Genomic DNA, 26,229 nt, shown 5'->3' with positions numbered 1-26,229 from the left:
GAGTTTCACAGCAGTGCCTTGATCAGGTCGTTGTAGGTCCGCTGTGGATGGCCGCCCGTGATAAGATCCTTGGCCTTCTGGTCACCGATCTTGTCGAGCAGGGCATCGAGATTTTCCATGATCTCGAACGTTGCCGCGATGGCTTCGGCATTGTCGCCGGAGCGTGTGAAGACGTCATAAGCCACCCAGCCGTCATAACCGATACGGCGCATGTAATGCAGCGTTTCCAGCGTCTCCCACAGGTGGACGGAAGCCGGCAACATGTCCCAATCGGCGCCACGGTCATTGTCGTTGAAGTGGATGTAGAACAACCGCCCCGCTTCCGAGGCAACCGCGATCTCCGATCCGGGGCTTTCACCTGCGATCAGGGCATGGCCAACATCCATCGTCACGCCGAGATTCTTGGCACCGACCCGGTCACAGAAATGCAAGGTGCGGCCCATGGATGGAAGGATGATGTGGTTCTTCGATTCATAGGCCTTGTATTCGATGCTGACCTTGACGTCGTCGCGGTGCGCTGCAGCCTCAGCAAAAGCTTCGATCATCCAGCGCCATTGCTGAATATGGTCGGCCTGAAACGCATAATCCCAGCCGTCGATCAGCGGACAGACAGTTATCATCTCGGCTTTCAACTCGGCGGCGAGGTCCATCGAGGTCTTCAGGTACTGCACAGCTTCCTTGCGAATTCCGGCGTCAGGATTGGTAAAGGAGCCGTCCCTGAACTTGTCCTCGGTCTTGACATTGACGTTGACGGCAGACACTGCCAGTCCACTCTTCTGAATTGTCTTGGCGCCGGCTCCATCTGCCCCGAGGTCCTGCGGATAGACCGGCTCCACCCCATGGGTACGCGGGATCTTCTTTGCGATCTCAAGCCGTTCTTCAAACGTACGGTCAGGCTGAAACTGGTGAAAACGGTCCCGGTAACCACCGATGGTGCCGAGCAGGATGGAATTCTTATAAGACATGAACGTTCCTTGATTTTAGAGATCGTAAATTCGGCTGGGAATGAACAGAACGAGGTCGGGAAAGACCGTGATCAGCAGCAACACGACGAGTTGCACCAGCAAAAAGGGCATGATCGCGCGGCAAATTTGCGGGATTGAGATATCCGCAATGCCACTGGCGATATAGAGTGAGAGGCCGACCGGTGGCGTGATGGTGCCGATCATCAGATTGACGGTCATCATCACACCAAAGAAGACAGGGTCGATGCCGAAAGCTTGGGTCACCGGCAACAGCACTGGCGTGAAGACGATGATCGCCGAACCGCCATCGAGAAAGCACCCTGCCACAAGCAGCAGCAGGTTGATCACCAGAAGCAGGATCAGCGCACTGGCAATATGGGCTGTCATCCAGTTCGACAGCAACAACGGCAGTTGTTCAATGGTCAGAACATAGCCAACGAGATTGGCGACACCCACGATCACCATCACCACAGCGGTGTTCAGACCGGCGTGATAGAAAAGATCCGGCAGTTGCGTGAACGTCAGTTCCCGGTACCAGAACAACCCGACCACCAGGGCGTAGACAGTCGCAACCACCGCAGCTTCGGTTGCCGTGAACACACCACCGAGGATTCCACCAACAATGATCAGCGGCATCACCAACGCGGCAACAGCCTGCTTGAAGGATTGGAACAGCCCGGCATAGGAGAACGGTTCAACCTCGATATCCCATTTGCTGCGCTTGGCCTTGAAATAGATCAGCGTCATCAGCGCGACGGTCATCATCAGGCCGGGGACTATCCCGCCCATGAATAGTGCGCCGATGGAAACGCCCGAAATCACACCATAGAGCACCAAGGGAATTGACGGAGGGATGATCGGCCCGATCACGCCGGACGCCGCGACAACAGCAGCAGAAAAAGCCGGGTCGTAGCCGCGCCTTTTCATCATCGGGATCATGGTCGATCCTATTGCGGTGGTGTCCGCCACTGCCGAGCCCGAGATGCCGGCAAAGATGGTCGAGGCAATCACGGCGACATGGCCCAGTCCACCGGATATCCAGCCGACGAGGTAGGATGAAAAGTTCACCAGCCTGCGGGAGATGCCTCCCTGTTCCATCAGCGCCCCGGCAGCCATGAAAAAGGGAATTGCCAACATCGGAAAACTGTCGAGGCCTGCATAGACACGTTGCATGACCAGCTGTGGCGATAGGAGATCGATCGACGCCAGCACAACCATCGACGCAGCAGCCAGACTGAACAGGATCGGCGTCCCCAGCAGCAGCAATACGAAGAAAACCGCGAAAAGCAGACCCAGTGTACTCATGGCTTGTCACCTGTAAGAGCGGCGCGCGCGTGCATCAGCATGACCACCAGCATCCAGATTGCCATGAGGCTGACTGAAGCAAAAATGATGGCAAAGATAATGCCCATGGGCAGTTGCAGAGCAGGCGTGCGCTGGTCCCATTCACGCAGCATGGTGGCCCATCCGCCCTGCACTAGATACCAGCTGCAGACCAAACCGACGCCCGAGGCAATCGCGAACAGAAGGTGGCGGACACGCGGACCGAACAGATCCACAACCACGGTGACAGTCAGGTGCTGACCTTGCCTGGCCAAAACGGCCGCTCCGAGAAACACGATGCTGATGAAGAGCAACCGCGCCACCTCCTCCGACCAGCCAAGCGACAGCGAAAAGACATAGCGTGAGACTATCTGGAGGAAGACGACGAAAACCATTCCCGACATGCCGAGGATGATCATCCATTTCATGAGACCCAGGATGGCTGCCTCGGCGCGCGCCAGCGCGCCGAGGGTCCCGGTTGCAAGGTCGGGGTGCATGGGATCAGTCCTGGTCGCGAACTGCGTCGATCATGGCAAACCATTCCGTCGCGGTATCACCGAATTCGGCAATCGCGTCGTCGCGCAGCGGTGCAACCTTGGCAGCGAATGCCTCGCGGTCCGGCTCCGACACTTCCATGCCCTGCTTCTTCAGTTCACCCAGAAGGCTTGCATCATCCGAGGCCACCTTGTCACGCTGGACCTGCTGTGCGTCGATGACCGAGCTGCGGATGATTTCCTGCTGTTCCGTCGTCAGTCCCTTCCAGAGTTCCTCTGAATAAAGCACCATATGGGTGAGGTGCAGATGGCCGGTCAGCGCCAGGTACTTGTTCACTTCGGAGAACTTGGCGTTGTAGATATTGGAAAGCGGATTTTCCTGACCGTCGACGACGCCCTGCTCCATTGCGGTGTAAAGTTCGTTGAAGGCCATCGGCGTGGCATTGGCGCCCATCATCTCCAGTGTGCGCAGATGGTAGGTCGATTTTGGGGTGCGGATTTTCAGGCCTTTGAGATCGTCAGGACCATTGATTGCGCGCTTAGAATTGGTCAGGTGACGCATTCCAGCTTCAAAAAAGCCCAGCAATTCAACGCCGTGCTGCTCGACGCGCTCGGCGATCTCGTCACCCAGCGGGCCAGCAAATGCCCGGAATGCATGCTCGCGGTCCTTGAAAAGATAGCCGATTTCGAGTGCGCCCATTTCAGGCACCCACGAACCAAAGAATCCGGTCGTCACCCAGGTCATCTCCAACGTGCCCGAACGAAGCTGCTCGACCATTTCGCGCTGATTTCCGAGCTGGCTGTCGGTGAAGATGCGGACGTCGATGGAACCGTTCGAACGCTCTTCGATCAGGCGTTCGATTTCACGCGCACCCACGTTTTCGGGGTGATCACCCGATACAACAGTACCAATCTTGATAACCAGGTCGGCGGCTAGGGCTGGCGTAGCCAGTGCGGAGGCAGCCAGCAGGGCCGCCAGAATAGCGTTCTTCTTCATAGTATCCTCCCAGGATATTTCTTCAGGTTTGGTGGTTTACAGCAGATCCCGAATTGCGCGGAGATACCCGTGCAATCAGGGTCAACATTTCTTCGGTGGTTCGTTCCCAATGATGGCGATAAGCCACCTCGAGCTTGCGCAGATCCCGGGCTACAAGAGCCTCGTACATCTGGCGGTGTTCTATGGTTGACTGGACTGGCATCTCACGCAGATGCAGCACGAAATAGCGGGCACGATCGGTGAGGCCGCGCTGGGCGTGATAGATGCTTGCAAGCCGCTTGTTGCCGCAGGAATCGACCACCGCGAAGTGGCAGGCGGTATCGGCTTGCGCCCATGCGTCACGGTCTTCGGCGTCAAGAGCCGTCTCCATCGCTTCGACGCAGATGCGGATCGGAGACAGGTCATCCAGCGTTTTGTAGTTCCGCGCCACCAGAAGCGCCGCTTCGAGTTCGAGAGCCTTGGTCAACTGATGAATGTCGCGAACATCCTCAAGCCGCAGCGGCAGTATGCGGGTTCCCTTGCGCGGCACAATCTGGACCAGTTGTTCGGTCTGCAGCCGCAGCAATGCCTCGCGCACCGGCGTCCGGCTCAGATCGAACATCTCGCACAGTTCCCGGTCCGACCATGTCGAGTCCGGCGCAAGTCTCCCGGTGAGAATTGCCTGACGGACAGTGCCATAGGACCTGTCGGCGAGAGACTGTGGATTGAGTGTCGTAATGTTCATATTCCAAACGATATACGAACTGATATATCATGTAAAGTATCACAAGTGAATTTCTGCGAAGCCCATAATTCGCTTTAAAAATCAATATATTATGATTTATTGCAAGCTTGTTTTGACGCCTCAGGGCGCCGCAAATCTAAACTCGGTCATGTGTCCGTAGTGATCGCCCGAACGCAGGATTGATGTTGGAAATTCGGGCCGGTTCGGACTGTCGGGCCAGTTTTGCGTCTCCAGACATACTCCCGCACGCGCCCCGTAGTGACGCCCCTCGATACCCGGCGGACAATCAGCAATGCGGTAGCCATTGTAGAGATGCAGACCGGGTTGTGTGGTCCACACTTCCATTGATACACCTGTCGAACCGGTCAGCCGCGCAGCAAAGCCCAGCGGATTTACCGGTGCATCCGACAGGCAGTAGGTGTTGTTGTAGGGCTGCATCCCTTCGTCAGCCAACACGCCCAGGCTTCGTGGTGCCGTGAAATCGAACGCCGTGCCCGCAACCGGTACCGGACCGCCGCTCGGCAAAACGGTTTCATCGCACGGCAAATAGGTGTCAGCGGCAATCTGCAGCACGTGATCGTCGACGGTATCGCGCCCATCGAGATTGAAATAGGCGTGGTGGCACATGTTGAGTATCGTATCGGCCGTGCTGGTTGCCTCGTAAGTCAATCTCAGACCCGCGTCGGGCAACAGCCTGTAGCAGGCCGTCACCACCAGATCACCGGGATATCCCTCATGCCCGTCAGGGCTCCGAAGGCTAAAGCACACATGGCTCTCGCTGCGGTCGGAGATTGACCAGACTTGTCGGGAAAACCCCTCCTGCCCGCCATGCGAATGGTGCGGAGGAACATTGATGTCGAAGGACAGCGGCTTGTCGTTCAGCGTGGCCCTGCCATGGGCGATCCGATTTGCGTGCCGCCCAACGACCGCGCCGAAATAGAGATGCGAATGACTGACATAACACTCAGGCGCCATTCCGAGAATAAGTGGTGTTGTGACACCCTCCAGACGCAGATCAATCAGCGACGCCCCATTGGGGATGACTCGCGCCAGCAGCCCATGCCCACGAATCTCAATCGGCTCCAGTTCATGGCTCATCGCATATCCTTTTCCACGAATTATCGAGTTGGCTGCCAGGATATTTTGCCACTGACAGACACAATGAATTTCAGGCCGTCATTTGGACCATTGCCGAACAGCAATCGCAAAATTACGATTAAGTTCGAAGGTAGCAAGAGCATCAATGGACGCAGCACCGTCCATACATTCGAATGCAGCCAACTGATAGAGCGTCTCTTTCCCGTGTATCCCGTCAGAACGACAACGGAAAAGCGTAAACAATAAACCACTTCCACCTCTCGAACCGGGTTTGAAACACGGGCCTGACATCGCGTTAGGGGCGATCGGCTCCTCGAACCAGAATGCATCAAGTTCTTCCAACGCACGCCCGACGTAATAGGCATCTGCCGTGGTGTAGCAATGATTGGCGGCCGCTATGAAGTGGGAGTCATCGCCCACGCCCCTGCGGACGGCAGCGGCCAGTTTCGCTTCGTCCTTGGCTCCCAGACCCAGCTTCACCTTCGTCGCAACAAAAGCCATGACCTTGATTTTCGCTGCCTCACCGACAAAGCGCGCCACATGATCGGCGGCGCTGACCTACTTTTGCTCCCCAGTTGATATCCCTTCAACAAAAGGAACTTTCCACTAACTTGTCGGCCGATGCTCCGATCACACTGCTTCGCCAGCGTATCCAGCATGATATGCTGATGCGCGGCCTGGAGCCGCAAACGCAGCAGGATTATCCCACGCTATGTGGACCGGGATCGCCGCGATCTGGTGAAGGACGGCTATGGCATGACGGTGACGACCGTTGTGGTGAAGCCGCGCTCTCACGGCCATGTTAAGCTTGCCTCCGCCGATCCAAACGACATGCCATTGGTCTCGCAAATCTGCTCCAGCATGAAGACGATATGCGGGAGATGACAGCCTTCCCTGATCTTAGGTCATGCTGACACCCATGGTTTTGGGAACCCTCGATAAACCGCGTGAGATGCTTGAAAGTGTGGTGTCTGCGGTGGCATCGAAGAAACGCGTCAATTTATTGCGGGCTACATGACACGGATTGGCCGCAGTGCGACGCCCGAACCTCTGTCGGCCGGACGAGTCCTTGCGTTAGATTTTTTTCGTTCGACCCCATCCAACGTTCGCGAGGCGCGCAAACAGCGATGACGCATCGAGAGATCGATAACGGTGCTGGTTCGCGAAACCCTGCATGAAAATTGAGTCGGGCAGCCGATCGGCCGGATCGAGAGCGGACAAGTCTTGCCACGCGGCCGAGTCATAGACCCCGCAGCCGTTGTGAACATAGCATTCTCTCAACTCCCGCCATCTCGAACAGCAGAACAAGATGCTTCGTCATCCCGCCAGGAAAAGCGACAGACCCGGAATGAAGACGATCAAGCCAAGCACGAAGAGCAGGGCCGCGAAAAACGGCAGAGATTCGCGGGTGAAGGAAGCTATGTCAACCCTGGCCAGATTGGCGACCAGCAACATCACCGTTCCGACAGGCGGTGTCAGCGTACCAATCGACAGGTTGAAGATCATGATGATGCCAAAATGAATCGGGTCGATGCCCATCGCCATCAAAGTCGGCTTGAGCAGCGGTACGAGGATGATGAGCAAAGCCGTTCCCTCGATCAGCATGCCCAGCAGCAGGAGTGCGACGTTGACCAGCAGCAGAAACAGGATTGGGCTATCGGTCATTCCAGTCGCTAGATCGGCAAAGGCAACACCAGCCTTTTCTACCGAAAAAATCCAGCCGAGCGCGCCACTCGCCATGATGATCAGCAGCACCGAGGCGGTGGATTTGGAAGCCTCGTAAACCGATGTGAAGACATCGGTGAGCCGCATGGTCCTGTAGACCAGCATGCCCGTGATCAACACCAGAAGAACGGCAACGGCGCCGGCCTCGGTCGGAGTGAAAATACCGAAGCGGATACCGCCGATGATGACCATGACCAGAAACACGGCGGGCCAGGCGCGCAGGATTGTGCCTGCGGCTTCACGCAGGCTCGGGCGCTTTGTGGCGGCGGGCATATAGCCGCGTTTGCGCGAGACCAGATAGGCCGCCACCATCAGCGAGGCGGCGGCGAGCAAGCCCGGGATGATCCCGGCCATGAACATTTTCGACACCGATACGTCGGCAATCAATGCGTAGATAATGAGCGCGATGCCCGGTGGGATGATCGGCGTGACCAGCGAACCGGCGGCGGTCACGGCTGCGGAAAAGGCGCGGCCGTAACCGCGCTTTTCCATTTCCGGTACCATCATGCGCGTCAACATGGCACTGTCGGCAAGGTTGGAGGCGCTAACCCCGCCAAGCAGCATGCTAACCAGAATATTGGCAAGCGCGAGACCGCCACGAATGCGCCCCACCAGCAACATGGCGACATCGACGATGCGTTCGGCCACACCGGAATAGGACAACAACGTGCCGAGCAGCACGAAAAACGGAATCGCCAGCAGTGATGTGTTCTGCGACGGCGCGATGAAGCGCTGCACCGCGATTTCCATCGGCATGGAATTGAAGAACACGAAATAGATCAGCACTGCGGCAAGTATGCCGAGATAGAGTCGCATGTTGAGCGCAAACAGTGCCAGCATGATCAAAAGGATGACAGCCCAGCTCATTGGCTTGCCCCTTCACGTGCACGCAGCGATTTGCGGCCGCGCCACAAATAGCAGAGGATCATGCCGGCAAAACCGACAGGCAGTGCGATGTCGATCCAGAACCAGGAGATCTTGAGCACCCCGGTGAGTTTGAATGCGACCTTGTTGGCGAGGGTCCAGCCGAAATAGCCAAGCGTCAACAACAGGCCGACGGAGAGCGTACCTATGAAAATCTCGACCAAGCGGCGCCAGCGGTCTGACATCATGTCCACCATCAACGGAATGGAAAGCTGATCGCCATCCTTTTCGGCAGCGATGGCCCCGATCATCACGATCCAGACCAAGGCAATGCCCGAAGCCTCTTCCATCCAGTGCACCGGGGTTTCGGCCCAATAGCGCTGAAACACGGAATAGGCAGTTGCAAGGACCAGAAAGCTGATCGGCACGAACAGGAGCGTCTTCAGGACGCGGGTTATGATCGACATGCTGTGGGCGCTCCCAAGTTGGAAAGCCGGGGACACGATGGCTCGCGTCCCCGGTAGGATCATTGATCTATCAGACGCCCCTACTTGGAGAGCTGTCCCTGGATCTGTTCGTAAAGGCCATCGCTCCACTCGGGGAACTGGGTATAGACAGCCATGGCGGCTTCGCGGAACGGCGCAGTGTCGGGATAGATCACCTCCACGCCGGCCTCTTTCATCTTGTTGATGACTTCCTCGTCATTGGCCGCAGCCAGTTCCTGGCTGTAAAGCCCGGCCTCGTGTGCGGTTTCATGGATCATCGCCAGATCTTCTTTGCTCAGCGTCGAAAAGAACGCTTCACCACCAACAAACACCGAGGTGTTCAGGAGATAGCCGATCATGTTGAGATACTTGGCCTCTTCGTGGAAGCGACCGCCGTAAATCACCGCCAGGGGATTTTCAACCCCATCGATGATGCCCTGCGACAGGGCTGTATAGGCTTCGCCAAGCGGCATCGGGGTGGCTGTACCTCCCATCGCCTCAATAGCCTTGATCTGCATGATGTTGTTGGGCGTACGGATCTTCATGCCCTGCATGTCGGCCGGGGTGCGCACCGGTTTGGTCGAAATCAGATGACGGGTGCCGTAGAGGTAGTTGGACATGACAATATGCACGCCCTTCTCGGCCAGTTCCTTTTCCTTCTCCTTGAACCAGTCGCTCTCGTAGATAGAGAACAGGGCTTCGGGACTGTCGCTGAGATACGGCCCGAACAGAATGCCGAGGTCAGGCACGAAATCAGCGAGGAAGCCGACATCGGTGATGGTCACGACGTTGGAGCCGAGCATCGCCTGCTCGGTCACGTCCTGCTTGGAGCCCAGCTGCGAGCTCGGATACAGTTCGAGTGTGATCTCGCCACCGCTGCGATCAGTCAGCATCTCGGCCCAGCGATGCACAACCAGATCGACAGGCTCACCGGGATTGTTCTCATAGGCCACCTTGATGGTGGTTCCCGCGATAGCGGCGCTGGCCATTGCTGTTGCCAGCAGAAGTCCGCCGACGGCAGATTTGATAAGGTTTCTCATGTTCAATACTCCTCATTAGTCCATGATTTGATAGTAGGTGTCGTGTAATTCGGCGCCTCACATGACGCCGAAAGTGGCAAAGGCCTCTTGCGTGCTCATACCAGCCTTGATCGCCTTGGCGACTTCGTTTTCGGTGGCAACCTTTTCAAAGGCCCGTTCCACCGCCTCGGCCTCGACCGCGCGCGGGATCACCAGCACGCCCTCGTCGTCGGCAAAGATCAGATCTCCCGGCGTGACCCTGGCAGCACCGATGGTAAGCGGAACGCGATAGTCGAGCACCTTGCCGCGGACGCCCTGGTCCTGGGCAAAGCTGCCTTGGGAAAACACCGGAAAACCGAGATTGCGGATTTCGGTGGTATCGCGAACGTAACCATTTAGGATGGCACCGGCAGCGTTGAGATGCAGCGCCCGGGTGGACATCAAGCCGCCCCACAGGGCGTAGTTCAGCGAAGCACCGCTCGCAATGTAGATTTCGCCCTCGATCAGGCTGTCCAGCGCCTCGAACATGACGCCGAAGGGCTTGTCGGCCATCGGCCCCATGCCGTTGCCGTGCCCGTCAGGATAATCTGCCTCGAGTACCGGCATAGCGCGCCCGATGACGGCCGTACCCGGAACCAGCGGCTTGATTGCCTGCGGCAGAAACTGGTTGCGGTGACCCATCTGATCCAGCACGTCGCCGACGACTGCGGTGAACAGGTCCTGTTTCATGCGGGCGAAAAGTGATTTATCGTCCATGTGGTGTTCCTTTCTAAATTCGGCTCAGAAGCCGGTGGCCGCGCCGCCATCGACAAGCAGAACCTGACCGGTGACATATCTGGCGGCTTGCGATGCAAGGAACGCACAGGCCCAGCCGATGTCTTCGGGCTGACCCAATGCATTCATGGGAATGCGCGACAGGATCTTTTGCTGGCGCGGTAGATCACCTGCCGTCGCCTTGCGGTACAAATCTGTGTCGATCCAGCCGGGGGCAACGCCGTTGACGCGCACACCATCCGCCGAAAGTTCCGCCGCCAAGCCGCGGATCACACCAGAAAGCGCGGTCTTGGCAACGGTGTAGCCAAGCACGTTTGGCTGACCGATATAGGCCGTCATTGACGAGGTGAAGATCACCGATCCAGCCTTCTTCTCCAACTGATCGCGGACCAGACGACGGGTCAGTTCCAGCGCACCACGCACATGAACGTCAAAGACCGAATCAAAATCCTCGATGGTACTGTCGGTGAAGGGCTTCTTGAGCGTGTTGCCGGCATTGTTGACGAGAATATCGATCGGGCCATGGGCCGACACCAGCGCGTCAGCCTGCACCGCCATGCCCTTGACGTCGGCGAGATCCATCACCTGGAAGGCACATTCCCCGCCAATCTCCTGGCAGGCTGCCTGCAGCACTTCTGCGCGTCGGCCGGCGATGATCACTCGTGCGCCGGCTATGGCTAGACAGCGGACGATCGCCAGCCCCAGGCCGCTGCCTCCGCCGGTGACCAGCGCCGTCTTTCCTGCAAGGCTGTAGGCCGCTTGCATATCCATCATCGTCATAGCGCCACCACGAGCTTGAGTACGTCCTGCGGGTTCTGGTCCCAGTAAGGCAGCGCTCCGGCAGCTTCCTGCAGCGGAATTTCTCGTGTAATGAGCGCATCCGCCTTGTCACCGAATTCTTCCAGAGCGGCGATTACATCGTGAAAATCTTGCCGGCTGGCGTTGCGCGATCCGAAGATGTCCAGCTCCTTGAGGTTGAACAGCTTGGTTTCGTAAGTAACCGGAGCCTTTGAATAGCCCACATAGACCACGCGCCCGCAGAAGCCGACGAGATCGATAGCGGCCACGAATGTCTCGGGAATACCGACCGCCTCGATGACTAAATCGACGCCATGCCCATCCGTAAGACTTTCGATTTCGCGCGCCAGGTTTTCGCCGGTCAACGACAAGAATTCGCCCGCCCCACAGGTCCGGGCGACAGCTTCCTTGGCGGCTATCGGGTCGACAGCGATGACACGTGCACCAGCCCGGGCTGCGGCGAACACGGCGCCGAGGCCGATCATGCCGCAGCCGAACACCAGCACGGTGTCATTCTTGCTGACGGACCCGCGGCGCGCGGCGTGAAAGCCGACCGAAAGCGGCTCAACCAGAGCCATACGGCGCGGTAACAGTGTATCGTTGGTAATGACGGCGCTGGCCGGCACGACGATTTCCTCGCGCAGGGCACCATCACGCTGAACGCCAAGGGTCTGGTTATACCGGCAGGCATAGGCCCTGCCCGCTTGGCAGGATTTGCAAGTGCCGCAGGCCGAATACGGCCAGAGGATTACGCTGATGCCCGGCTTGATCTCCGTGCCGACACCGACGCCGGTTTCCAGCACCGTCCCTGCCACTTCATGTCCGGGTATCCGGGGAAACGAGACCAGCGGATTGCGGCCGCGAAACGTGTTCAAGTCGCTGCCGCAGAGGCCGACATAACGCACCTTGATGCGGACATCATCGGGGCCCATCTCTTGCGCTGCGACATCTGTTAGTGCGACCTTGCCGATCGCCTCGATGCTAACTGCTTTCATCATTTGGTCCTGTCAATGTGAATTTGTGCGGTCGACGATCATCAACACGCCGGGGATGATCGGACCGCGGATTGCCAGGATCCGGAGCGGCAGTACGCCGACATGCCCCGGCCATCAGCGACGTTTACCGCTCCGGAAAATGACCCCAATAACCTCGGCTCCTTTGAACTCAGATTCGTCGGCACGAGCAAACAGGCGCTTGATCTGGCATCCGACAGACCGGCTGCCGGCAAAATCCCACCGACAAGAAATTTGAATACCAAGGCAAGTCCTCCCATGTATTCGCGTAGCTTTGCTACTAATACCCTCAATCCTGCACTTATAGCGCTATCCTCGCATGTTTGATACGCATACATCCTATGACTGTCAATTATTAACTTGAATTTTGCTGCAGTTCGCGGTTACTCTGCGATAAACATGGGACGAATTCAGCGAGGAGTATGCGAGCTTGAGCAGCCCAAAGGTCGATCAGGCCATCAATCTGGTGAAGGAGTTGATCCAGTCCGGACAACTGCGTCCCGGCGACCGGCTTCCCAACGAGGCCGATCTCGCCGCGCAACTCGGCGTGTCGCGGAATTCGTTGCGCGAAGCGGTGCGCGCCATGCAGACCATGCGGATACTGGAAGCAAGGCAAGGTGACGGCACCTATGTCTCCGATCTAGATCCGGCCGGGATGATGGATGTGTTGCGGTTCGCCGTTGACGTCTCTGACGCCCGTTCGGTGGTGTGGTATCTTGAGCTGCGCCAGCTGCTTGAGGTCGCCACCGTGCAGGAAGCTGCGGTACGCCGCAGCCCAGCGCAGTTGGCGGCGCTGAAAAAACTGCACAGGGAAGTGCTGGACGAAAACGACTCGGCGCGGTTGATGGCGCTTGACGGCGCCTTCCACAACCTGATCGCCGAAATCGGCAGCAACCCGATCCAGGCCGCCCTGCTGCGTATCGTCTCGGCACCCACCGTTCGGGCCCGGATCTGGCGCCAGCGGTTGGCCGATTTTGATTTTCAGAGCATCCGCAGCGAGCACGGCATGATTGTCGACGCCATCGAACATCAACGCGTTGACGAGGCGCGTCACGCCATGTGGACACATGTGAACCAGGTCATCAGATGGGTCAGAGATAACCCCGACGCGCTCGCCAACGCATTCGCCAATCCCACCGACACAAAATAACGGACATTCCATGACCGACACCGATCCGCGCCTAATCATCCTCGCGCCGCAAGACAATGTCGCGGTGCTGGCCGCAACGCTCGAAAAGGGCGAGACCATTGTTTTGGCCGGTTGCCCGATCGAAGTGCTGCAAAGACTGGGCATGGGCCACAAGCTCGCCTGCCAGCCGATCCCGGCCGGTGCCGACATTCTCAAATACGGCATGCCAATCGGTTTTGCGACCACCGACATCCCGCTGGGCGCCCATGTGCATGTTCACAACCTGACCAGCCGGTACACGGCGATCGAAGTGATGGAGTAACTATGAAAACCTCTCCCATGATGCAGGGCTGGCCCCGCGCCGACGGCCGCAAGGGCATCCGCAACGTCGTCCTCGTTGCCTATTTGGTCGAATGCGCCCACCATGTCTGTAGCAAGATCGCCAGGCCGTTTGCCGAGGCTGATGTGCAGGTCATCGGCTTCTCCGGCTGCTTTCCCTCCGACTACGGCCAGGAGATGATGGAGGCGCTTTGCACTCACCCCAATGTCGGGGCGGTACAACTGGTGTCGCTGGGGTGCGAGAACTTCAAAAAGCAGCGGCTGGCCGGGGTGATCAAGGCATCAGGTCGGCCCGTCAACCTGATCACGATCCAGGCCGGCGGCGGAACCGCCGCAGCGATTGAGACCGGCCGAGCCTGGGTGAAGGATGCGGCAGAGGCGCTGGCAGTACAACCCACAGTGCCGATGGAGATTTCCGAACTGGTGATCGGCACCATCTGCGGCGGCTCCGACGCCACCTCGGGGATCACCGGCAACCCGGCGGCAGGGCTGGCCTTCGACCAGCTTGTAGACCAGGGTGCGACCTGCATCTTCGAGGAAACCGGCGAACTGATCGGCTGCGAGCACATCATGGCCGACCGGGTTGCTGACTCAGCGCTCAAGCCTGCAATCATTGCCACGGTAGAAAAGGCCGCTCGCTACTATGCGGCAATGGGCTACGGTTCCTTTTCCAACGGCAATGCCGAGGGTGGCCTGTCCAGCATCGAAGAAAAATCGCTGGGCGCCTACGCCAAATCTGGCGCAAGCCCGATCAGCGGCATTCTCAAACCCGCGCAACGGGCGCCCGGCGGTGGCCTCTACCTCCTTGACGTGGTTCCCGATGGGGTGCCCAAATTCGGATTCCCCAACATCAACGACACCGCCGAGATCATCGAGATGATCTCCTGCGGCGCGCATGCGATAATTTTCGTCACCGGACGCGGCTCCGTGGTCGGGTCGGCGATTTCGCCGGTGCTGAAAGTTTGCGCCAATCCCGAAACCTACGCCCGGATGTCAGGCGACATGGACGTCAACGCCGGGCGCATTCTGAAGGGCGAGGCCCGGCTTGCTGATGTAGGCCGGGAGATTTTCGACCAACTGGTGACGCTTGGGCAAGGCGCGCGGACACAATCAGAACTGCTCGGCCATACCGAATTCGTGCTCACCTACAAGACGCTCGCCACCCCCGAACCGGGCTGCCACAGCGCTGCGTAGGAAGCTCACCGCTGGATAAAAACCTGGGCGCTTGGGTTACGAGAGCAGCAATGGTGTCTTCTGATTGAACCCGTATCGCATTGAAAGGGTTCTCAAGCTTCTCCGCGGCGGCGACCGGCGGACTGTTTCAGCCGATAGCTGTCGCCGGTCATGGTGAGGATGCTAATGCATTGACGCACACAGAAGATTCACAATGGGTTTCAAATGTGCGAGTCTGGGATTATGTCCCAGACCGTATGCATTCTTTTGAACCCTGCCGATCGCTGTTATCTTGAAGCGATCGTGTCGGATCGCAATCGCCCGCTCAAACATGTGCAGCGGGCCAAAATCATTCTGTTTTCGGCGGAGCGCCTGACGGTGCAGGATATTGCTCGGCGCGTCGGGGTCAGTCGTCCCTGCGTCTGGCGCTGGCAGTTGCGCTTTGGCGAGGAAGGGCCTGATGGCCTTGTCCGCGACAAGACACGACCACCTGGCAGGGCTCCACTTGGCACCTCCGTGACGGCCCGCGTTCTGGCGCTGACATGCACGGAGCCACCCGGTTCAATCACGCATTGGACCGGGCGCGCTGTCGCCGGCATCATCGGTATCTCTCTGCGGTCTGTCCAGCGCATATGGGAGGCTCATCGTCTCCAGCCCCATCGCCTGCATACGTTCAAGACATCCAACGATCCCGCCTTCGCCCAGAAGGTGGAGGATATCGTCGGCCTTTATATGAGCCCACCGGCTCATGCGATTGTCGTCTCCATCGATGAGAAGAGCCAGATCCAGGCGTATGACCGAACTCAGCCCGGACTGCCGCTCAAACCCGGAAAATGCGCCACCATGACCCATGATTACAAACGCAACGGAACAACAACTCTGTTCGCAGCCCTCAATATCCTGGATGGAACCGTCTTGGGGCGATGCATGTCACGTCATCGCCATCAGGAATTCATCCGCTTTCTAAATGCCGTGGAAAAAGCCGCGCCCGCAGGCAAAGTCGTTCACGCCATTCTCGACAATTACGCCACACACAAGCATCCCAAAGTGCTTGAATGGCTGGCCGGTCATCCCCGATGGACATTTCATTTTACCCCGACTTCCGCGTCCTGGCTCAATGCGGTCGAGAACTTCTTTTCAGCCCTCACCCGAAGAGCACTCCGAAGGGGTGTCTTCAAATCCGTGCCGGATCTGCAGAAAACAATCCGAGACTATATCAAGCGCCAGAATGCGGATCCAAAGCCCTTCGTGTGGACAAAATCCGCCAAAGATATTTTCGCAAAGCTCGACGAAATACCTGTACCGTCTGTATGAGTCAGTGCACTAACATGGTGGGTCAGGCGGTCAAGTAGCGCCCCGGTCAAGCGTTCGGATCCCAGCATCGACGTCCAGTCCTCAAATGGCAGATTGGACGTCACGATGGTCGAGCCTCGCTCATAGCGCTGCGAGAAGGTCTCGAACAAAAGTTCGGCCCCTGTCGATGATAGGGGGACGTAGCCGAGCTCATCTATGATCAATAGTTTTGCCGATGCCAGGTCGCGCTGCAGCTTGAGCAGGCGTCGCTCGTCACGAGCCTCCAGAAGCTGGCTGACCAATGCGGCTGCAGTGGTGAACATCACGGTGAAGCCCTTCTGGCAGGCAGCCAGGCCCAGCGCCAGAGCGACATGGGTCTTGCCGGTGCCACTATTGCCAAGAGCGATAATGTTATCGTGCCGCAGGATGTATTCGCACCGAGCAAGCTCCAGGACGAGCATCTTGTTCAGGCCGGGTATGGCCTTGAAGTCGAAGGTATCGAAGCTTTTGACCGCCGGGAAGCGGGCAGCGCGGATGCGTCGTTCGACCGTGCGTCGCTCCCGGTCGATGAGTTCGAGTTCGATCAGGCGCAACAGATAGCGGGGGTGATCGACGCCGCTTTCGGCGCATTCCCGAGCCACCTTCTCATACTCTCGCAGCACGGTAGGCAGCTTCAGTTGCTTGAGGTGATGGGCCAGAAGGATCTGCGGGGTTCCGCCTGTTGTGCCGGACGGCATCGCATCGCTGACTGTGCGGGTCATGCTGCCAGCACCGAATAGTCTGCTGCCGAAGTTATCTTCACATCCATCTTCGGCAGATGCGGGTAGGGAGCAAGGTCAAGTCGGGCTGGGCGACGCTCAATACGGGCCAGTGCAATCAGCTTGACCGCGTCGAAGCCAGGAGCGCCCAGATGGATTGCCTCGGTCACCGCAAAGGTGACAACGTCCTTCGGCATTGCCTCCAGAAGCCGCAGGACCTGGATGAACTCACGCTTTCCTCGATTGCCCATCCGTGCCTCCAGCAGATGGCGTAGATGCTGGAACACCTCCGGCAAGTCCCAGCCTTGCAGGGCGGCTGCCTGGTCGAGCGCATTGGGCTTCATCTCAATCAGCGCCAGATAATGCAGCGGATTGGAAACGAACACGCCTTCGCCATACGAGCGAGGGTGTCGAGCGATCTCCTGGCCCGCGCACAGGATGACGACTTCCTCGACAAAGCCCTTCACCACGACATCCTGGAAGCCGTAGGCCGTCGGCACTGAGTAGTCGTTGGTGCGATAGCGTACCAGCGCCATTGAAGAGACGCGGCCGGCACGCTTCTCGCAGGGCTCCAGCGGCACTGCAGGGAGAGGACGAAGGGCCACGGTGTCGGTCACCAGGCGCTCACCTATGGTCTCGGTGTGTCGACCGGCGCACTCGCCCTGGCGGCCACGGCAACGGTCTTCGAGCATCATGTTCAACGCCTCGAAGCTCGCCATCTGCGGAATTGGCACCATGAAGTTGGCACGGGAGAACTTCACCAGCCCCTCGACCTTGCCCTTGTCGTTCCCTTTGGCCGGTCGACCAAAGCGATCACGGAACAGATAATGGCTGACGAGCTCGGTGAACGCACGGGTTCGCTCGCGTTTGCCGTCGCCGCAGATCTTGGCCACGGCGATTTTGAGGTTGTCGTAGAGGATCGATAGCGGCACGCCGCCGAAGAAAGCAAAGGCAGAAACATGTCCATCCAGGAATGCCTCCGTGGTCTCACGCGGATAGGCCTTCACGAAACAGGCGTCCGACTGCGGTATATCCATGCAGAAGAAATGGACCTTTTGGCGCACGCCGCCGATGATGGCGATCGCCTCACCAAAATCGACCTGCGCATGTCCTGGCGGATGCGACAGTGGCACGAAGGTCTCTCGACCCTTGGACCGGCAGATACGCACGTAGTCCTTCACAACCGTGTAGCCGCCGTCAAAACCGTGTTCGGCACGCAACCGTTCGAAGATCCGCTTGGCCGTATGTCGCTGCTTCACCGGACCGGACTGGTCCGACGCCAGGATCTCATCGATGACAGGCAGCAAGGCTCCAAGCTTCGGCTTGCCCACAGGCTTCGTGCACGTGTAGCCCGGTGGAAGAGAGAAGCGGCACATCTTCGAAACCGTCTCACGGCTTAAACCGAAGACCCGAGAGGCCTCCCGACGGCTGTGGCCTTCAACAAAAACAAACCGGCGAACGGCGGCATAACTCTCCACGACAAACATCCCCGGCCGCCCTCTCAAAAAGAAAGCAATCTACCATTGGCTGGATTTTACTCTGCCCCGCCAGGCAAAATGCCGGCGTTCTCTGGTAGACTTTGTCACCGCCCTGCCCACTTTTTGAATACCCGAGTTTTGACACCTGAGTCTGCACGGCTGACTAAGAGCGACCGGTGGCAATACCAATATTCTGAATAGAAATATCGGTTTCCCAAAGCGAAAACACAGTAGCGTCCTCTTCTTCAGTCCAAACAGTGTCTGACGTCAGCGCCCGTGGGACAGATTTGAGGATTTGAACAACGGAGGATTTCTGGTTCATCTTACCGATTGGGAGATCGAGATGAGACAGAAGCCTGAAACATCGAAGAACGCAGCTGACAAGCTGGTCAAGAACATCCGCCGCAAGACCCGCCAGACCTATTCAGCGGAGGAAAAAATCCGTATCGTTTTGGCGGGTTTGCGTGGAGAGGAAAGCATCTCGGTGCTGTGCCGCCGCGAAGGTATCGCCGAAAGCCTGTATTACAGCTGGTCGAAGGAGTTCCTGGAAGCAGGCAAGCGCCGGCTCTCGGGTGACACAGCACGGCAAGCGACGTCGCCGGAAGTAAAGGACCTTCGCTCTGAAGCCTTGGCGTTGAAGGAATGCGTCGCCGATCTGACCCTGGAGAACCGCCTGCTCAAAAAAAGCATGACAGGTGCTGGGGAGGACGAGGCATGAGATACCCTGCGACCGAGAAGCTTGAGATCATTCGCACGGTCGAAGGATCGCACCTGCCAACCAAGCAGACCCTCGATATGCTGGGCATACCGCGCACCACTTTTTACAGATGGTATGATCTTTACCTCGACGGTGGGGTTGTTGCCTTGGATGATCGGTCTCCACGGCCGAAGTCGGTCTGGAACCGTATCCCCCAAGACCGGCGTGATGACCTGATTGAGTTCGCGCTGGAACACGAGGCGCTGACGACCCGGGAGCTGGCAGTCAAATACACTGATGAGAAGCGGTATTTTGTCTCTGAATCATCGGCTTATCGTATCCTGAAGGAAGCCGATTTAATCACCGCACCGGCCTATGTGGTGATCAAGGCAGCCAATGAGTTCAAAGACAAAACTATCGCCATCAATGAGATGTGGCAGACCGACTTCACCTACTTCAAGATCATCGGGTGGGGCTGGTATTACCTCAGCACGATCCTGGACGATTACAGCCGCTACATCATCGCCTGGAAGCTTTGCACAAACATGCGGGCCGAGGACGTGACAGACACCATTGAACTGGCGCTTCAGGCATCGGGCTGCGACCAGGCCGTCGTGCGCCACAAACCGCGCCTGCTCAGCGATAACGGGTCATGTTACATCTCTGGCGATTTGGCTGAATGGCTGGAGGACAAGAAGATGGATCACGTTCGTGGAGCCCCGTTCCACCCGCAAACCCAGGGAAAGATCGAGCGATGGCATCAGACGATGAAGAACCGGGTCCTGCTGGAAAATTACTATCTGCCAGGCGATCTTGAACGCCAGATCGAGGCCTTCGTCGACTACTATAACAACAGGCGCTACCACGAGAGCTTGAAGAACGTCACACCCGCCGACGTCTACTTTGGGCGCGACAAAGCCATCTTGAGAGAAAGGAAAGAGATCAAGAAGCTGACAATCCGCCAACGTCGCTTGCACCATCAAAAACAAGCGGCATAATCAGTCACACAAACGAACCAGAGCCTCCAATACTCAAGCCGCTCTGATGTCCCATTTTATCTGACGACGGACACAGTGCGACGAAGGACACGAAGCCCAAGGCTCCAGCAAGGTAGGCGTAACGCTTTGATTTAGGAAAGGTCTTTTCGGATGATCTCAATGCATCCCTCCATATCTCTTGATAGTTCGTCGACCCAGAACCGACGTACCCGCCAGCCAAGGCCCTTTAATTGATGGTCCCGCCAAAGGTCGGATAGCTTACGCATTCCGTCGATGTCCGAGTGCCAGTGGCGACCATCGATCTCAAGATCGAGTTTGATATCCCCAGACCCGAAGAGCGCGAAATCAAGACGCCGCCCGGCGACTTCGTACTGTGCAATCGGATTGAACCCCCGATCTTTCAGCTCGAAATAAACACGCCGCTCCCACTCACTATCGAACGTTCCTTCCGCCACGCGCGCACGCGGCTCGGTAGCAATTGAAGCTAGCTTCTGAAGGCTTGTTACCTTACCGGTGCGCGCGTAGCTCAGATCGCCAAAGACGTGTGCGACGGCGCGGGCTCGACTAATTGCGACGTTCAACCTGCGCCAGTCCTTCTGGATAAAGGTGACAGCGCTAGTGGCGCTGGACCGACCCAGGCACGGCGAAAAAAGGATAAGGTCCCTTTCTTGCCCCTGAAAGCTATCCACTGTTCCTGCCCGGAAGTCCGCTCGCTCTAGCAGATCGGCGGGCAGTGCCCCCTTGATCGCATCGTTGAGTGCCTGAACCTGGGGCCGGAATGGTGCGATGACGCCGACGCTGCCTTCATACTGCTGGACCTCCAGAAGAAGACGCAGTTGCGCCAAAATAGCCGATACCTCGGCGGCGTTGATATTGGCCTGCATAGGTAAGCTCGGTGCGGGGACATCTGTCCACGCGATTCCCGGCTTTGTCCCGCTTGGCACTTTCAACCGATACTGGTCAGCGGCTACACGCAAACGCCCCCCATAAAACTGATCGTTGATATACCCAACAATATCGGTGGCAGATCGATATTGGTCGCGCAACGTGATCTTCACCGCATGTGGCGTAAGATTTGCCAGGTCAAAAAGCGACCTGCGGCTTTGCGCCAGCCGTCCCATCGACCCCACAGGCAGACCCTGAGCCTGCATCAGGTTGCGATCATGGGCCACCCCCAGCTGGCTGATGAAAGAGAGTTGGCGATCATCACCGACGACCACGGCGCGTTTAGCCCGCGCGAATAGCGGGAGTGCCGAGGCGATATCGCACTGGCTGGCCTCGTCGAAGATCACAAGGTCGAAAAGACCCTCGCCAAGCGGCACGCGACGTGGAGCCCCTAGCACCGATGCCAACCAGAGAGGACGATGCGCCACGACTTCGGTGGCAAGCGCGATTGGCAGCGGCCCGCGGGTCTGAACCAATTCAAGGTTGGCATGCTCCTCACCAAGGCGTAACCGATCACCCTCCGACAGGGCAACTCGTGAGGCGAGCACCCGTGGCAAAAACTGCCTCACCGTCGCGGTGATTTCAGTGGTGAGCGCAATCGGGTCGCCGGTCGTATCGAGGGCATCCAATTCCGCGCGAAGCCGTTTCAGTTCCGCTTGAAGGGTAGCGAGGTTTGCCCCCTCTGCCCGTGCGTCAGGTGCGGACGCAGGATTTGGCTTTCTCGAGAACAAGCGCCGGAGCGCTTCGAGAATGCGAGCCCAAAGCCCAAGAACCGCTGGAGCCGATAGACTTGCATTCAGGTTGTCTCCATGAAGCGTCCGAGCTTCGATCCTTTCCAGAAAATCGGCGATCTGCGTGTTCAGGCGCTCCTCTTCGTCGATTTGGTCAAGCACCCGGACGCGCTGCTGTGCCAACGTCGCCAAGCGGGAGCGCGCGACCCGATCGGGCTCATTTGCAGCTCTTGAAGGTTCTCTTATGAGCGACGTTAAAACGTCGGTGAAGGATTGGTCGATCTCCCGCTTCGGATCCAGGGTCCTGACCAAGAAATTCGTATCCGGAGCTATTTTTGCGAGGCGGTCTTCAACTGAGTCCAGCGCCTGGTGATTTTTAGACGCCACCAGAACAGACCCACCATCAGCAAGAACTGATGCGACCATCGAAACGATCGTTTGGCTTTTGCCTGTGCCTGGCGGACCGGTTATGACTGTCAGGGGCGCGGTCATTCCCGCACGGACCGCAGTGATCTGCTCTTTGTTGACGCTGCCAACATTTATCGCGGGAGGTGTTTCTGCCTGGGCTTGTGGATCGAGCCCTAGAATTGACGCGAGCGCAGTCCGGGCAAGTTTCTCACTTGCCCACGCGCCGATCTGGTCGAGGTCACGCACTGCTCCGGCAGTAAACGTGCTATCTGTTGGAAGAAAGAGTGCCGCCAAGTCATAGATTCCCGGCGTTTCTGGATCAACCTCTGAAACCATTGCGGTTCCGGAAACTTTACCGCGAAATGTACCCGCCACGGCTTCCTTGAGCCTAACGAGGAAGTCAGCGCGTTCAAGTCCGAGCCCTTCAGTCTGATTGAAGACGTCCCGCAGCGAGGCCTCGGTCCATCCAGCCCCGCGCGCGGCCCCTTTGAGCCAGTCAGGATTGACGAGGACATCATCGGCATCGATGGTGATCTCCAGATGCGTTTCGCTCCGAGTCCATTCTGCGCTAATCAAGCCAATGGGCCAAACAACGGGAGCGCCCTGCTTCCGACCGACCGCTATCGGCCATCCGACAGCTAGAGTCTGTTCGTTCGCCTCACGCTTAACCAACGCCTTACGGAATTCATCAGCGAGGTCGTTAAGCGCGATTGCGATACAGAGACTATTCCCCTTTTCTGGCGTCAGTGGCCCCAGCCCGGTAACGAGATGCCACTGTACGCCATGCCGATCATCAACTTGAGAAATCGCCCCACGAGCGTCTGCTCGAAGCGTGGAACGATAATACCGGAGAAGCGCGCTAGGATCGAGTTTGGCAGCGCCTGTTTCTTCATTGAGCGAGGTCTCCTTCTGGGCACTAAGTCGAAATGAAGCGGTCGCGGCCCTGAGGACTTTGCTCTCTCCGACAAGCTTTGGACCCGTTGCCAAGGATAGGTCTGTTTGTGGGGCTGGATATCGCGATAAATGTCGCCATTTTCCATCCCGGGCCTTAGTGATTTTCCCAGCGTCAGCCAGGACGCTTAACTCAGCGTAAAGCTCGGATCGCTTGCGAGGGTCGAAATCTACATCCAATAAGGCAAAGAGTTCACTGGTGGTGCGGCCCGATGGAAATGCTGAAATAGTCCGCAACAATATCGACATAAGCCCTACCCTGAGTGCCTTTGGCAGCCACTCTCATTACGCCCAGCCTTAGGACTCAGTTTCTAAAGTGCCCTTGGGATCAAAGCGCGCGGAAGGATGTCACGTCAATAGGTAGCACTCTAATCTCGAGCTTTCCCGCAACCCATTCGCTGGGCGGCTTCGTCGACTACCCACCCGACACCAAAACACGAATTACTCCGCAATTGCTATCTGAAATTGTGGTAGCATGATCGTCCTGCAACCAGCAAACCTCACCGAGGCGGTTCAACATCCACAACGTGAACGTTACTCGAGCCAACGCCTGTAAGCTGCAGGTGGTTTCGGTACACCGTCGCTTCCAAAACCGACGACCTGAAAAATGTTCTTGCCGATATCAATTCCATAAGCCGCAGCAAGGCGCGGCATATTGCGTTCACACAATGCAATCACTTTTGGTTCGTTAGCCCCTCAATTTGATGCGTTTCTAAAATCGAGTCTGCGCTGACTTATTGATCGAGAAGATTTTGATGGAGACAATCAGGTTTAGTGAACCGCGAGTCCTTTCAATCCTGCACCATGGAATATCTTGCATGGGCCGTTCCACACCTTGGTAAGATAAGAAAATGACGCCGTATCAAGTCGGTGGCTGAGCGCGCGATCATCTTCGGAACGGCGTTCAGCCCTTGCCGCCACTTAAAACATCCATCAGCATGGAATGCATGAATTCGATTGGGATATATCTATGTCAAGATTAATTGAGAACTTCAGGTTTGATGACATACGCTTGGCCGACCGCCTAGAAGCCGAATCCAAGGAACTGCGTTCTCGGCTTCGGTATGAGAGCGATAAGGAGAGACGTTACATCCAAGATGAAATCGATGAGATAGAATCGATCCTTTGCCAGATGTGTTGTTGATCCGGAATGGGTTTGCTCCGAGGTGGCGGAATGACCTCGCGCAAGATGTTGGCCAGTTGGTAGATTGGTTTCCAAAGATTGATGATTGGACAGGAACGAGTCTCGTAGGTATCCTTTGCGTCACGGCAAACGCCTGCTGACGTCTGGTTCCGCCGCTGGAATGTTCCGAGGGGACCAAGCCGAGATAGGCCATGAGCTGCCGGGGGTTCTCAAAGCGCGTGATGTCGCCGAGTTCTGCGATCACGGTTGCGGCCGTGACCAGGGCCATCCCGCGAAGCGCTTGGAGGGCGTGGACCACTGGCGTCAGAGCCCAGTCCGCGAGCATGGTCTCGATCTGCGCCGTCAACCGATCACGACGGGCCGTTGCAGCTTCGATCGTTGCCATACAGTCTTCCAGGACGATGTGGTGCGCGGGCTGCTCGAACCGCAGCCCAGCCAGCCACCGACGATGCATCTGCGTCCAGGCGGTGCGGTTATAGTGGAAGCCGTGGCGCAGCAGAAATCCGGAGAGCTGCTGGCGGGCCTGCCGCAAGCTACGAACCGCGGCCAGACGTGCGCGACTGAGATCCCGCATCGCCTCATGGGAAAGGTCGGGAATCCATACCGGTGTCAGCTCGCCAGCCCGATGCAACTTCGCCAGATTGATGGCATCCCGGCGGTCGGTCTTGATCCGATCCCCGGGTTTGCGGGGGATCAGCGACGGAGCGACCACCACGCAGTCGTGCCCCGCAGCGGCCAGTTGCCGCTGAATGACATAGCCACATGGACCGGCCTCATAACAGAACCGCAGCGTCGTTCCCGGCCGGGAGAGTTTGCTCCAAAGACGCTTCAAAGCCGCAGGCGTATTCTGGATCTGTCCGTGTTCGCGAACTTCTCCACGTTTGCTCCCGTCAACCAAAGCGACAGAAATCGTCTCTTTGTGAACGTCCAAACCAATGTAGATGATATGCTATGGCCCGTCTCCTATGCATGAGGCACGGCGCCGGGATATCCAGCGCAATCCTCGAAACCTGCATACTGTGAGACGGGTCGCCCTGCCTCAGGCGAACATGTAGTCTAGGATTAGCCGGGCCATATCAGGACCATGGCCTCAGTGGCTGAGCCCATGGTCGTCTTCGGTGGGGCTTTCAGCCCTTGCCGCCACTACAAACATCCATCAGCATGAAATGCATGAATTCGATTGGGATATATCTATGGCAAGATTGATTGAGAACTTCAGGTTTGATGACATACGCTTGGCCGACCGCCTAGAAGCCGAATCCAAGGAACTGCGTTCTCGGCTTCGGTATGAGAGCGATAAGGAGCGACGTTACATCCAAGACGAAATCGATGAAATAGAATCGATCCTCTGCCAGATGTGTTGTTGATCCGGAATTGGTTTGCGCCGAGGTGGCGCGATGACCTCTCGCCAGAGGTTGGCCAGTTGGCAGTTTGTTTCCAAAAAATGATGATTGAATAGGACCGATTCTTGTAGGCATCCTCTGCGTCACGGCAAACGCCTGCTGACCGCCCATTCCGTCGATGACCTGATCCAAGGGGTCAGCAAAGGCGACAATGGTAGCTTCTGTCACTCCTAGATCAGGACTACCCCCAAAACTTCCGCTTTCCACCCGAGGTTGCCAATTGCTCTTTGGTGCTTTCGTCCCATTGTTGACCCTGACGAGGCATCCACTCATTGACTGCTTCGCGCCCTCATCTCAGCCGTTTAGCAGCCTGTAAAATTTCCTGAAAGCTGTCGTTCGCAGTATCAGGCTGCATGTCGAACTTGGGGTGGATTGCGGACTGGCTACTTTGAGGGCGGAAATGCGAAAAGTGTATTTCGGTGCCGTCATTGGAGCCCACAGGCAGCGGTGTTTTCAAAGGCTTATCGTGCTGATCGGTTTTCAAATCCCGCCGGTTCACAGAT

Annotated in this window: 22 protein-coding genes and 1 pseudogene; 5 read left to right on the top strand and 18 right to left on the bottom strand. The window is 57.4% G+C overall.

Annotation, left to right across the window (positions count from 1 at the left end):
• Positions 1-5 precede the first annotated feature (5 nt).
• The 13 genes from IMCC20628_RS04780 to IMCC20628_RS04720 form a co-directional block, all read right to left on the bottom strand.
• The gene (locus IMCC20628_RS04780; RefSeq protein WP_047029260.1) at positions 6-965 is read right to left on the bottom strand and encodes a sugar phosphate isomerase/epimerase family protein; all 960 of its coding nucleotides are present in this window, start codon (positions 963-965) and stop codon (positions 6-8) included.
• A gap of 15 nt (positions 966-980) precedes the next feature.
• A complete protein-coding gene (locus tag IMCC20628_RS04775; RefSeq protein ID WP_047029259.1) occupies positions 981-2,270 on the bottom strand; it encodes a TRAP transporter large permease in 1,290 nt (429 codons plus the stop codon).
• Complete coding sequence (locus IMCC20628_RS04770) at positions 2,267-2,785, bottom strand: TRAP transporter small permease (RefSeq protein ID WP_047029258.1); 519 nt, start codon at positions 2,783-2,785, stop codon at positions 2,267-2,269. Before IMCC20628_RS04770 ends, IMCC20628_RS04775 begins: the two co-directional genes overlap by 4 nt.
• Before the next feature lie 4 nt (positions 2,786-2,789).
• Complete coding sequence (locus tag IMCC20628_RS04765; RefSeq protein WP_047029257.1) at positions 2,790-3,779, bottom strand: sialic acid TRAP transporter substrate-binding protein SiaP; 990 nt, start codon at positions 3,777-3,779, stop codon at positions 2,790-2,792.
• A 22-nt stretch (positions 3,780-3,801) separates the two neighbouring features.
• Positions 3,802-4,503, bottom strand: coding sequence for a GntR family transcriptional regulator (locus IMCC20628_RS04760; RefSeq protein WP_047029256.1), 702 nt, complete (start codon positions 4,501-4,503; stop codon positions 3,802-3,804).
• A gap of 120 nt (positions 4,504-4,623) precedes the next feature.
• Entirely contained in the window at positions 4,624-5,601 is a 978-nt protein-coding gene (locus IMCC20628_RS04755) for an aldose epimerase family protein (RefSeq protein WP_047029255.1), read from the bottom strand.
• 78 nt (positions 5,602-5,679) lie between these two features.
• On the bottom strand, positions 5,680-6,141 hold the full coding sequence (locus IMCC20628_RS04750) for an enolase C-terminal domain-like protein (RefSeq protein WP_047029254.1): 462 nt from the start codon (positions 6,139-6,141) through the stop codon (positions 5,680-5,682).
• A gap of 777 nt (positions 6,142-6,918) precedes the next feature.
• Positions 6,919-8,193, bottom strand: coding sequence for a TRAP transporter large permease (locus tag IMCC20628_RS04745; RefSeq protein ID WP_047029253.1), 1,275 nt, complete (start codon positions 8,191-8,193; stop codon positions 6,919-6,921).
• Positions 8,190-8,657 carry a TRAP transporter small permease gene (locus IMCC20628_RS04740; RefSeq protein ID WP_047029252.1) on the bottom strand — a complete coding sequence of 156 codons (468 nt, stop codon included), beginning with the start codon at positions 8,655-8,657 and terminating at the stop codon, positions 8,190-8,192. Before IMCC20628_RS04740 ends, IMCC20628_RS04745 begins: the two co-directional genes overlap by 4 nt.
• An 80-nt stretch (positions 8,658-8,737) precedes the next feature.
• Complete coding sequence (locus IMCC20628_RS04735) at positions 8,738-9,715, bottom strand: C4-dicarboxylate TRAP transporter substrate-binding protein (protein ID WP_047029251.1); 978 nt, start codon at positions 9,713-9,715, stop codon at positions 8,738-8,740.
• A gap of 57 nt (positions 9,716-9,772) precedes the next feature.
• Positions 9,773-10,450, bottom strand: a complete 678-nt coding sequence (locus tag IMCC20628_RS04730) for an RraA family protein (RefSeq protein WP_047029250.1) — start codon at positions 10,448-10,450, stop codon at positions 9,773-9,775.
• A 24-nt stretch (positions 10,451-10,474) separates the two neighbouring features.
• Positions 10,475-11,242, bottom strand: a complete 768-nt coding sequence (locus IMCC20628_RS04725; protein WP_082128004.1) for an SDR family oxidoreductase — start codon at positions 11,240-11,242, stop codon at positions 10,475-10,477.
• Between the two features lie 2 nt (positions 11,243-11,244).
• Positions 11,245-12,264, bottom strand: coding sequence for a zinc-binding alcohol dehydrogenase family protein (locus IMCC20628_RS04720; RefSeq protein WP_047029249.1), 1,020 nt, complete (start codon positions 12,262-12,264; stop codon positions 11,245-11,247).
• A 445-nt stretch (positions 12,265-12,709) separates the two neighbouring features.
• On the opposite strand from IMCC20628_RS04720, the gene IMCC20628_RS04715 reads away from it, so the two are divergent.
• The 4 genes from IMCC20628_RS04715 (at position 12,710) to IMCC20628_RS24590 (ending at position 16,234) form a co-directional block, all read left to right on the top strand.
• Complete coding sequence (locus tag IMCC20628_RS04715; protein WP_047029248.1) at positions 12,710-13,429, top strand: FadR/GntR family transcriptional regulator; 720 nt, start codon at positions 12,710-12,712, stop codon at positions 13,427-13,429.
• 10 nt (positions 13,430-13,439) lie between these two features.
• On the top strand, positions 13,440-13,730 hold the full coding sequence (locus IMCC20628_RS04710; RefSeq protein WP_047029247.1) for a UxaA family hydrolase: 291 nt from the start codon (positions 13,440-13,442) through the stop codon (positions 13,728-13,730).
• A gap of 2 nt (positions 13,731-13,732) precedes the next feature.
• On the top strand, positions 13,733-14,941 hold the full coding sequence (locus IMCC20628_RS04705; protein WP_047029246.1) for a UxaA family hydrolase: 1,209 nt from the start codon (positions 13,733-13,735) through the stop codon (positions 14,939-14,941).
• Between the two features lie 222 nt (positions 14,942-15,163).
• Positions 15,164-16,234, top strand: a complete 1,071-nt coding sequence (locus IMCC20628_RS24590; protein ID WP_082128003.1) for an IS630 family transposase — start codon at positions 15,164-15,166, stop codon at positions 16,232-16,234.
• Here IMCC20628_RS24590 and istB read toward each other — a convergent pair.
• A complete protein-coding gene (istB, locus tag IMCC20628_RS04695; protein WP_047032263.1) occupies positions 16,132-16,950 on the bottom strand; it encodes an IS21-like element helper ATPase IstB in 819 nt (272 codons plus the stop codon). The genes IMCC20628_RS24590 and istB overlap by 103 nt on opposite strands.
• Before the next feature lie 20 nt (positions 16,951-16,970).
• Positions 16,971-18,458: an IS21 family transposase gene (gene istA, locus IMCC20628_RS04690; RefSeq protein WP_047029244.1), complete on the bottom strand. Its 1,488-nt coding sequence runs from the start codon at positions 18,456-18,458 to the stop codon at positions 16,971-16,973.
• Positions 18,459-18,792: 334 nt separating this feature from the next.
• Here istA and IMCC20628_RS04680 point away from each other — a divergent pair.
• A protein-coding gene (locus tag IMCC20628_RS04680; protein WP_156174385.1) for an IS3 family transposase occupies positions 18,793-20,144 on the top strand; the annotation gives its coding sequence in 2 pieces (ribosomal slippage) (positions 18,793-19,129 and positions 19,129-20,144; 1,353 coding nt in all).
• A 131-nt stretch (positions 20,145-20,275) separates the two neighbouring features.
• Here IMCC20628_RS04680 and IMCC20628_RS04675 read toward each other — a convergent pair.
• From IMCC20628_RS04675 to IMCC20628_RS25015, 3 genes and pseudogenes are all read right to left on the bottom strand, one after another.
• Positions 20,276-23,428 (bottom strand): AAA domain-containing protein, encoded by a 3,153-nt coding sequence (locus IMCC20628_RS04675; protein ID WP_047029243.1) that lies wholly within the window; start codon positions 23,426-23,428, stop codon positions 20,276-20,278.
• Between the two features lie 1,031 nt (positions 23,429-24,459).
• Positions 24,460-25,269 (bottom strand): annotated as a pseudogene (locus IMCC20628_RS24585) (IS110 family transposase); the annotation flags it as partial.
• 301 nt (positions 25,270-25,570) lie between these two features.
• Complete coding sequence (locus IMCC20628_RS25015; RefSeq protein WP_156174408.1) at positions 25,571-25,894, bottom strand: hypothetical protein; 324 nt, start codon at positions 25,892-25,894, stop codon at positions 25,571-25,573.
• Between the last annotated feature and the right edge of the window lie 335 nt (positions 25,895-26,229).

It is taken from the genome of Hoeflea sp. IMCC20628 (genome assembly GCF_001011155.1).
In the GTDB taxonomy this organism is placed as follows: Bacteria; Pseudomonadota; Alphaproteobacteria; order Rhizobiales; family Rhizobiaceae; genus Hoeflea.
This window is presented reverse-complemented; position numbering and strand designations above follow the sequence as displayed.

What these genes read in the sequence shown, in the direction of transcription:
- IMCC20628_RS04780 (WP_047029260.1), bottom strand. Translation starts at nt 965, where the DNA reads ATGTCTTATAAGAATTCCATCCTGCTCGGCACCATCGGTGGTTACCGG.
- IMCC20628_RS04770 (WP_047029258.1), bottom strand. Translation starts at nt 2,785, where the DNA reads ATGCACCCCGACCTTGCAACCGGGACCCTCGGCGCGCTGGCGCGCGCC.
- IMCC20628_RS04725 (WP_082128004.1), bottom strand. Translation starts at nt 11,242, where the DNA reads ATGATGGATATGCAAGCGGCCTACAGCCTTGCAGGAAAGACGGCGCTG.
- IMCC20628_RS04675 (WP_047029243.1), bottom strand. Translation starts at nt 23,428, where the DNA reads ATGTCGATATTGTTGCGGACTATTTCAGCATTTCCATCGGGCCGCACC.
- IMCC20628_RS04710 (WP_047029247.1), top strand. Translation starts at nt 13,440, where the DNA reads ATGACCGACACCGATCCGCGCCTAATCATCCTCGCGCCGCAAGACAAT.
- IMCC20628_RS24590 (WP_082128003.1), top strand. Translation starts at nt 15,164, where the DNA reads ATGTCCCAGACCGTATGCATTCTTTTGAACCCTGCCGATCGCTGTTAT.
- IMCC20628_RS04730 (WP_047029250.1), bottom strand. Translation starts at nt 10,450, where the DNA reads ATGGACGATAAATCACTTTTCGCCCGCATGAAACAGGACCTGTTCACC.
- IMCC20628_RS04740 (WP_047029252.1), bottom strand. Translation starts at nt 8,657, where the DNA reads ATGTCGATCATAACCCGCGTCCTGAAGACGCTCCTGTTCGTGCCGATC.
- IMCC20628_RS04775 (WP_047029259.1), bottom strand. Translation starts at nt 2,270, where the DNA reads ATGAGTACACTGGGTCTGCTTTTCGCGGTTTTCTTCGTATTGCTGCTG.
- IMCC20628_RS04755 (WP_047029255.1), bottom strand. Translation starts at nt 5,601, where the DNA reads ATGAGCCATGAACTGGAGCCGATTGAGATTCGTGGGCATGGGCTGCTG.
- IMCC20628_RS04765 (WP_047029257.1), bottom strand. Translation starts at nt 3,779, where the DNA reads ATGAAGAAGAACGCTATTCTGGCGGCCCTGCTGGCTGCCTCCGCACTG.
- istB (WP_047032263.1), bottom strand. Translation starts at nt 16,950, where the DNA reads ATGCCGTCCGGCACAACAGGCGGAACCCCGCAGATCCTTCTGGCCCAT.
- IMCC20628_RS04705 (WP_047029246.1), top strand. Translation starts at nt 13,733, where the DNA reads ATGAAAACCTCTCCCATGATGCAGGGCTGGCCCCGCGCCGACGGCCGC.
- istA (WP_047029244.1), bottom strand. Translation starts at nt 18,458, where the DNA reads ATGTTTGTCGTGGAGAGTTATGCCGCCGTTCGCCGGTTTGTTTTTGTT.
- IMCC20628_RS04745 (WP_047029253.1), bottom strand. Translation starts at nt 8,193, where the DNA reads ATGAGCTGGGCTGTCATCCTTTTGATCATGCTGGCACTGTTTGCGCTC.
- IMCC20628_RS04760 (WP_047029256.1), bottom strand. Translation starts at nt 4,503, where the DNA reads ATGAACATTACGACACTCAATCCACAGTCTCTCGCCGACAGGTCCTAT.
- IMCC20628_RS04720 (WP_047029249.1), bottom strand. Translation starts at nt 12,264, where the DNA reads ATGATGAAAGCAGTTAGCATCGAGGCGATCGGCAAGGTCGCACTAACA.
- IMCC20628_RS04735 (WP_047029251.1), bottom strand. Translation starts at nt 9,715, where the DNA reads ATGAGAAACCTTATCAAATCTGCCGTCGGCGGACTTCTGCTGGCAACA.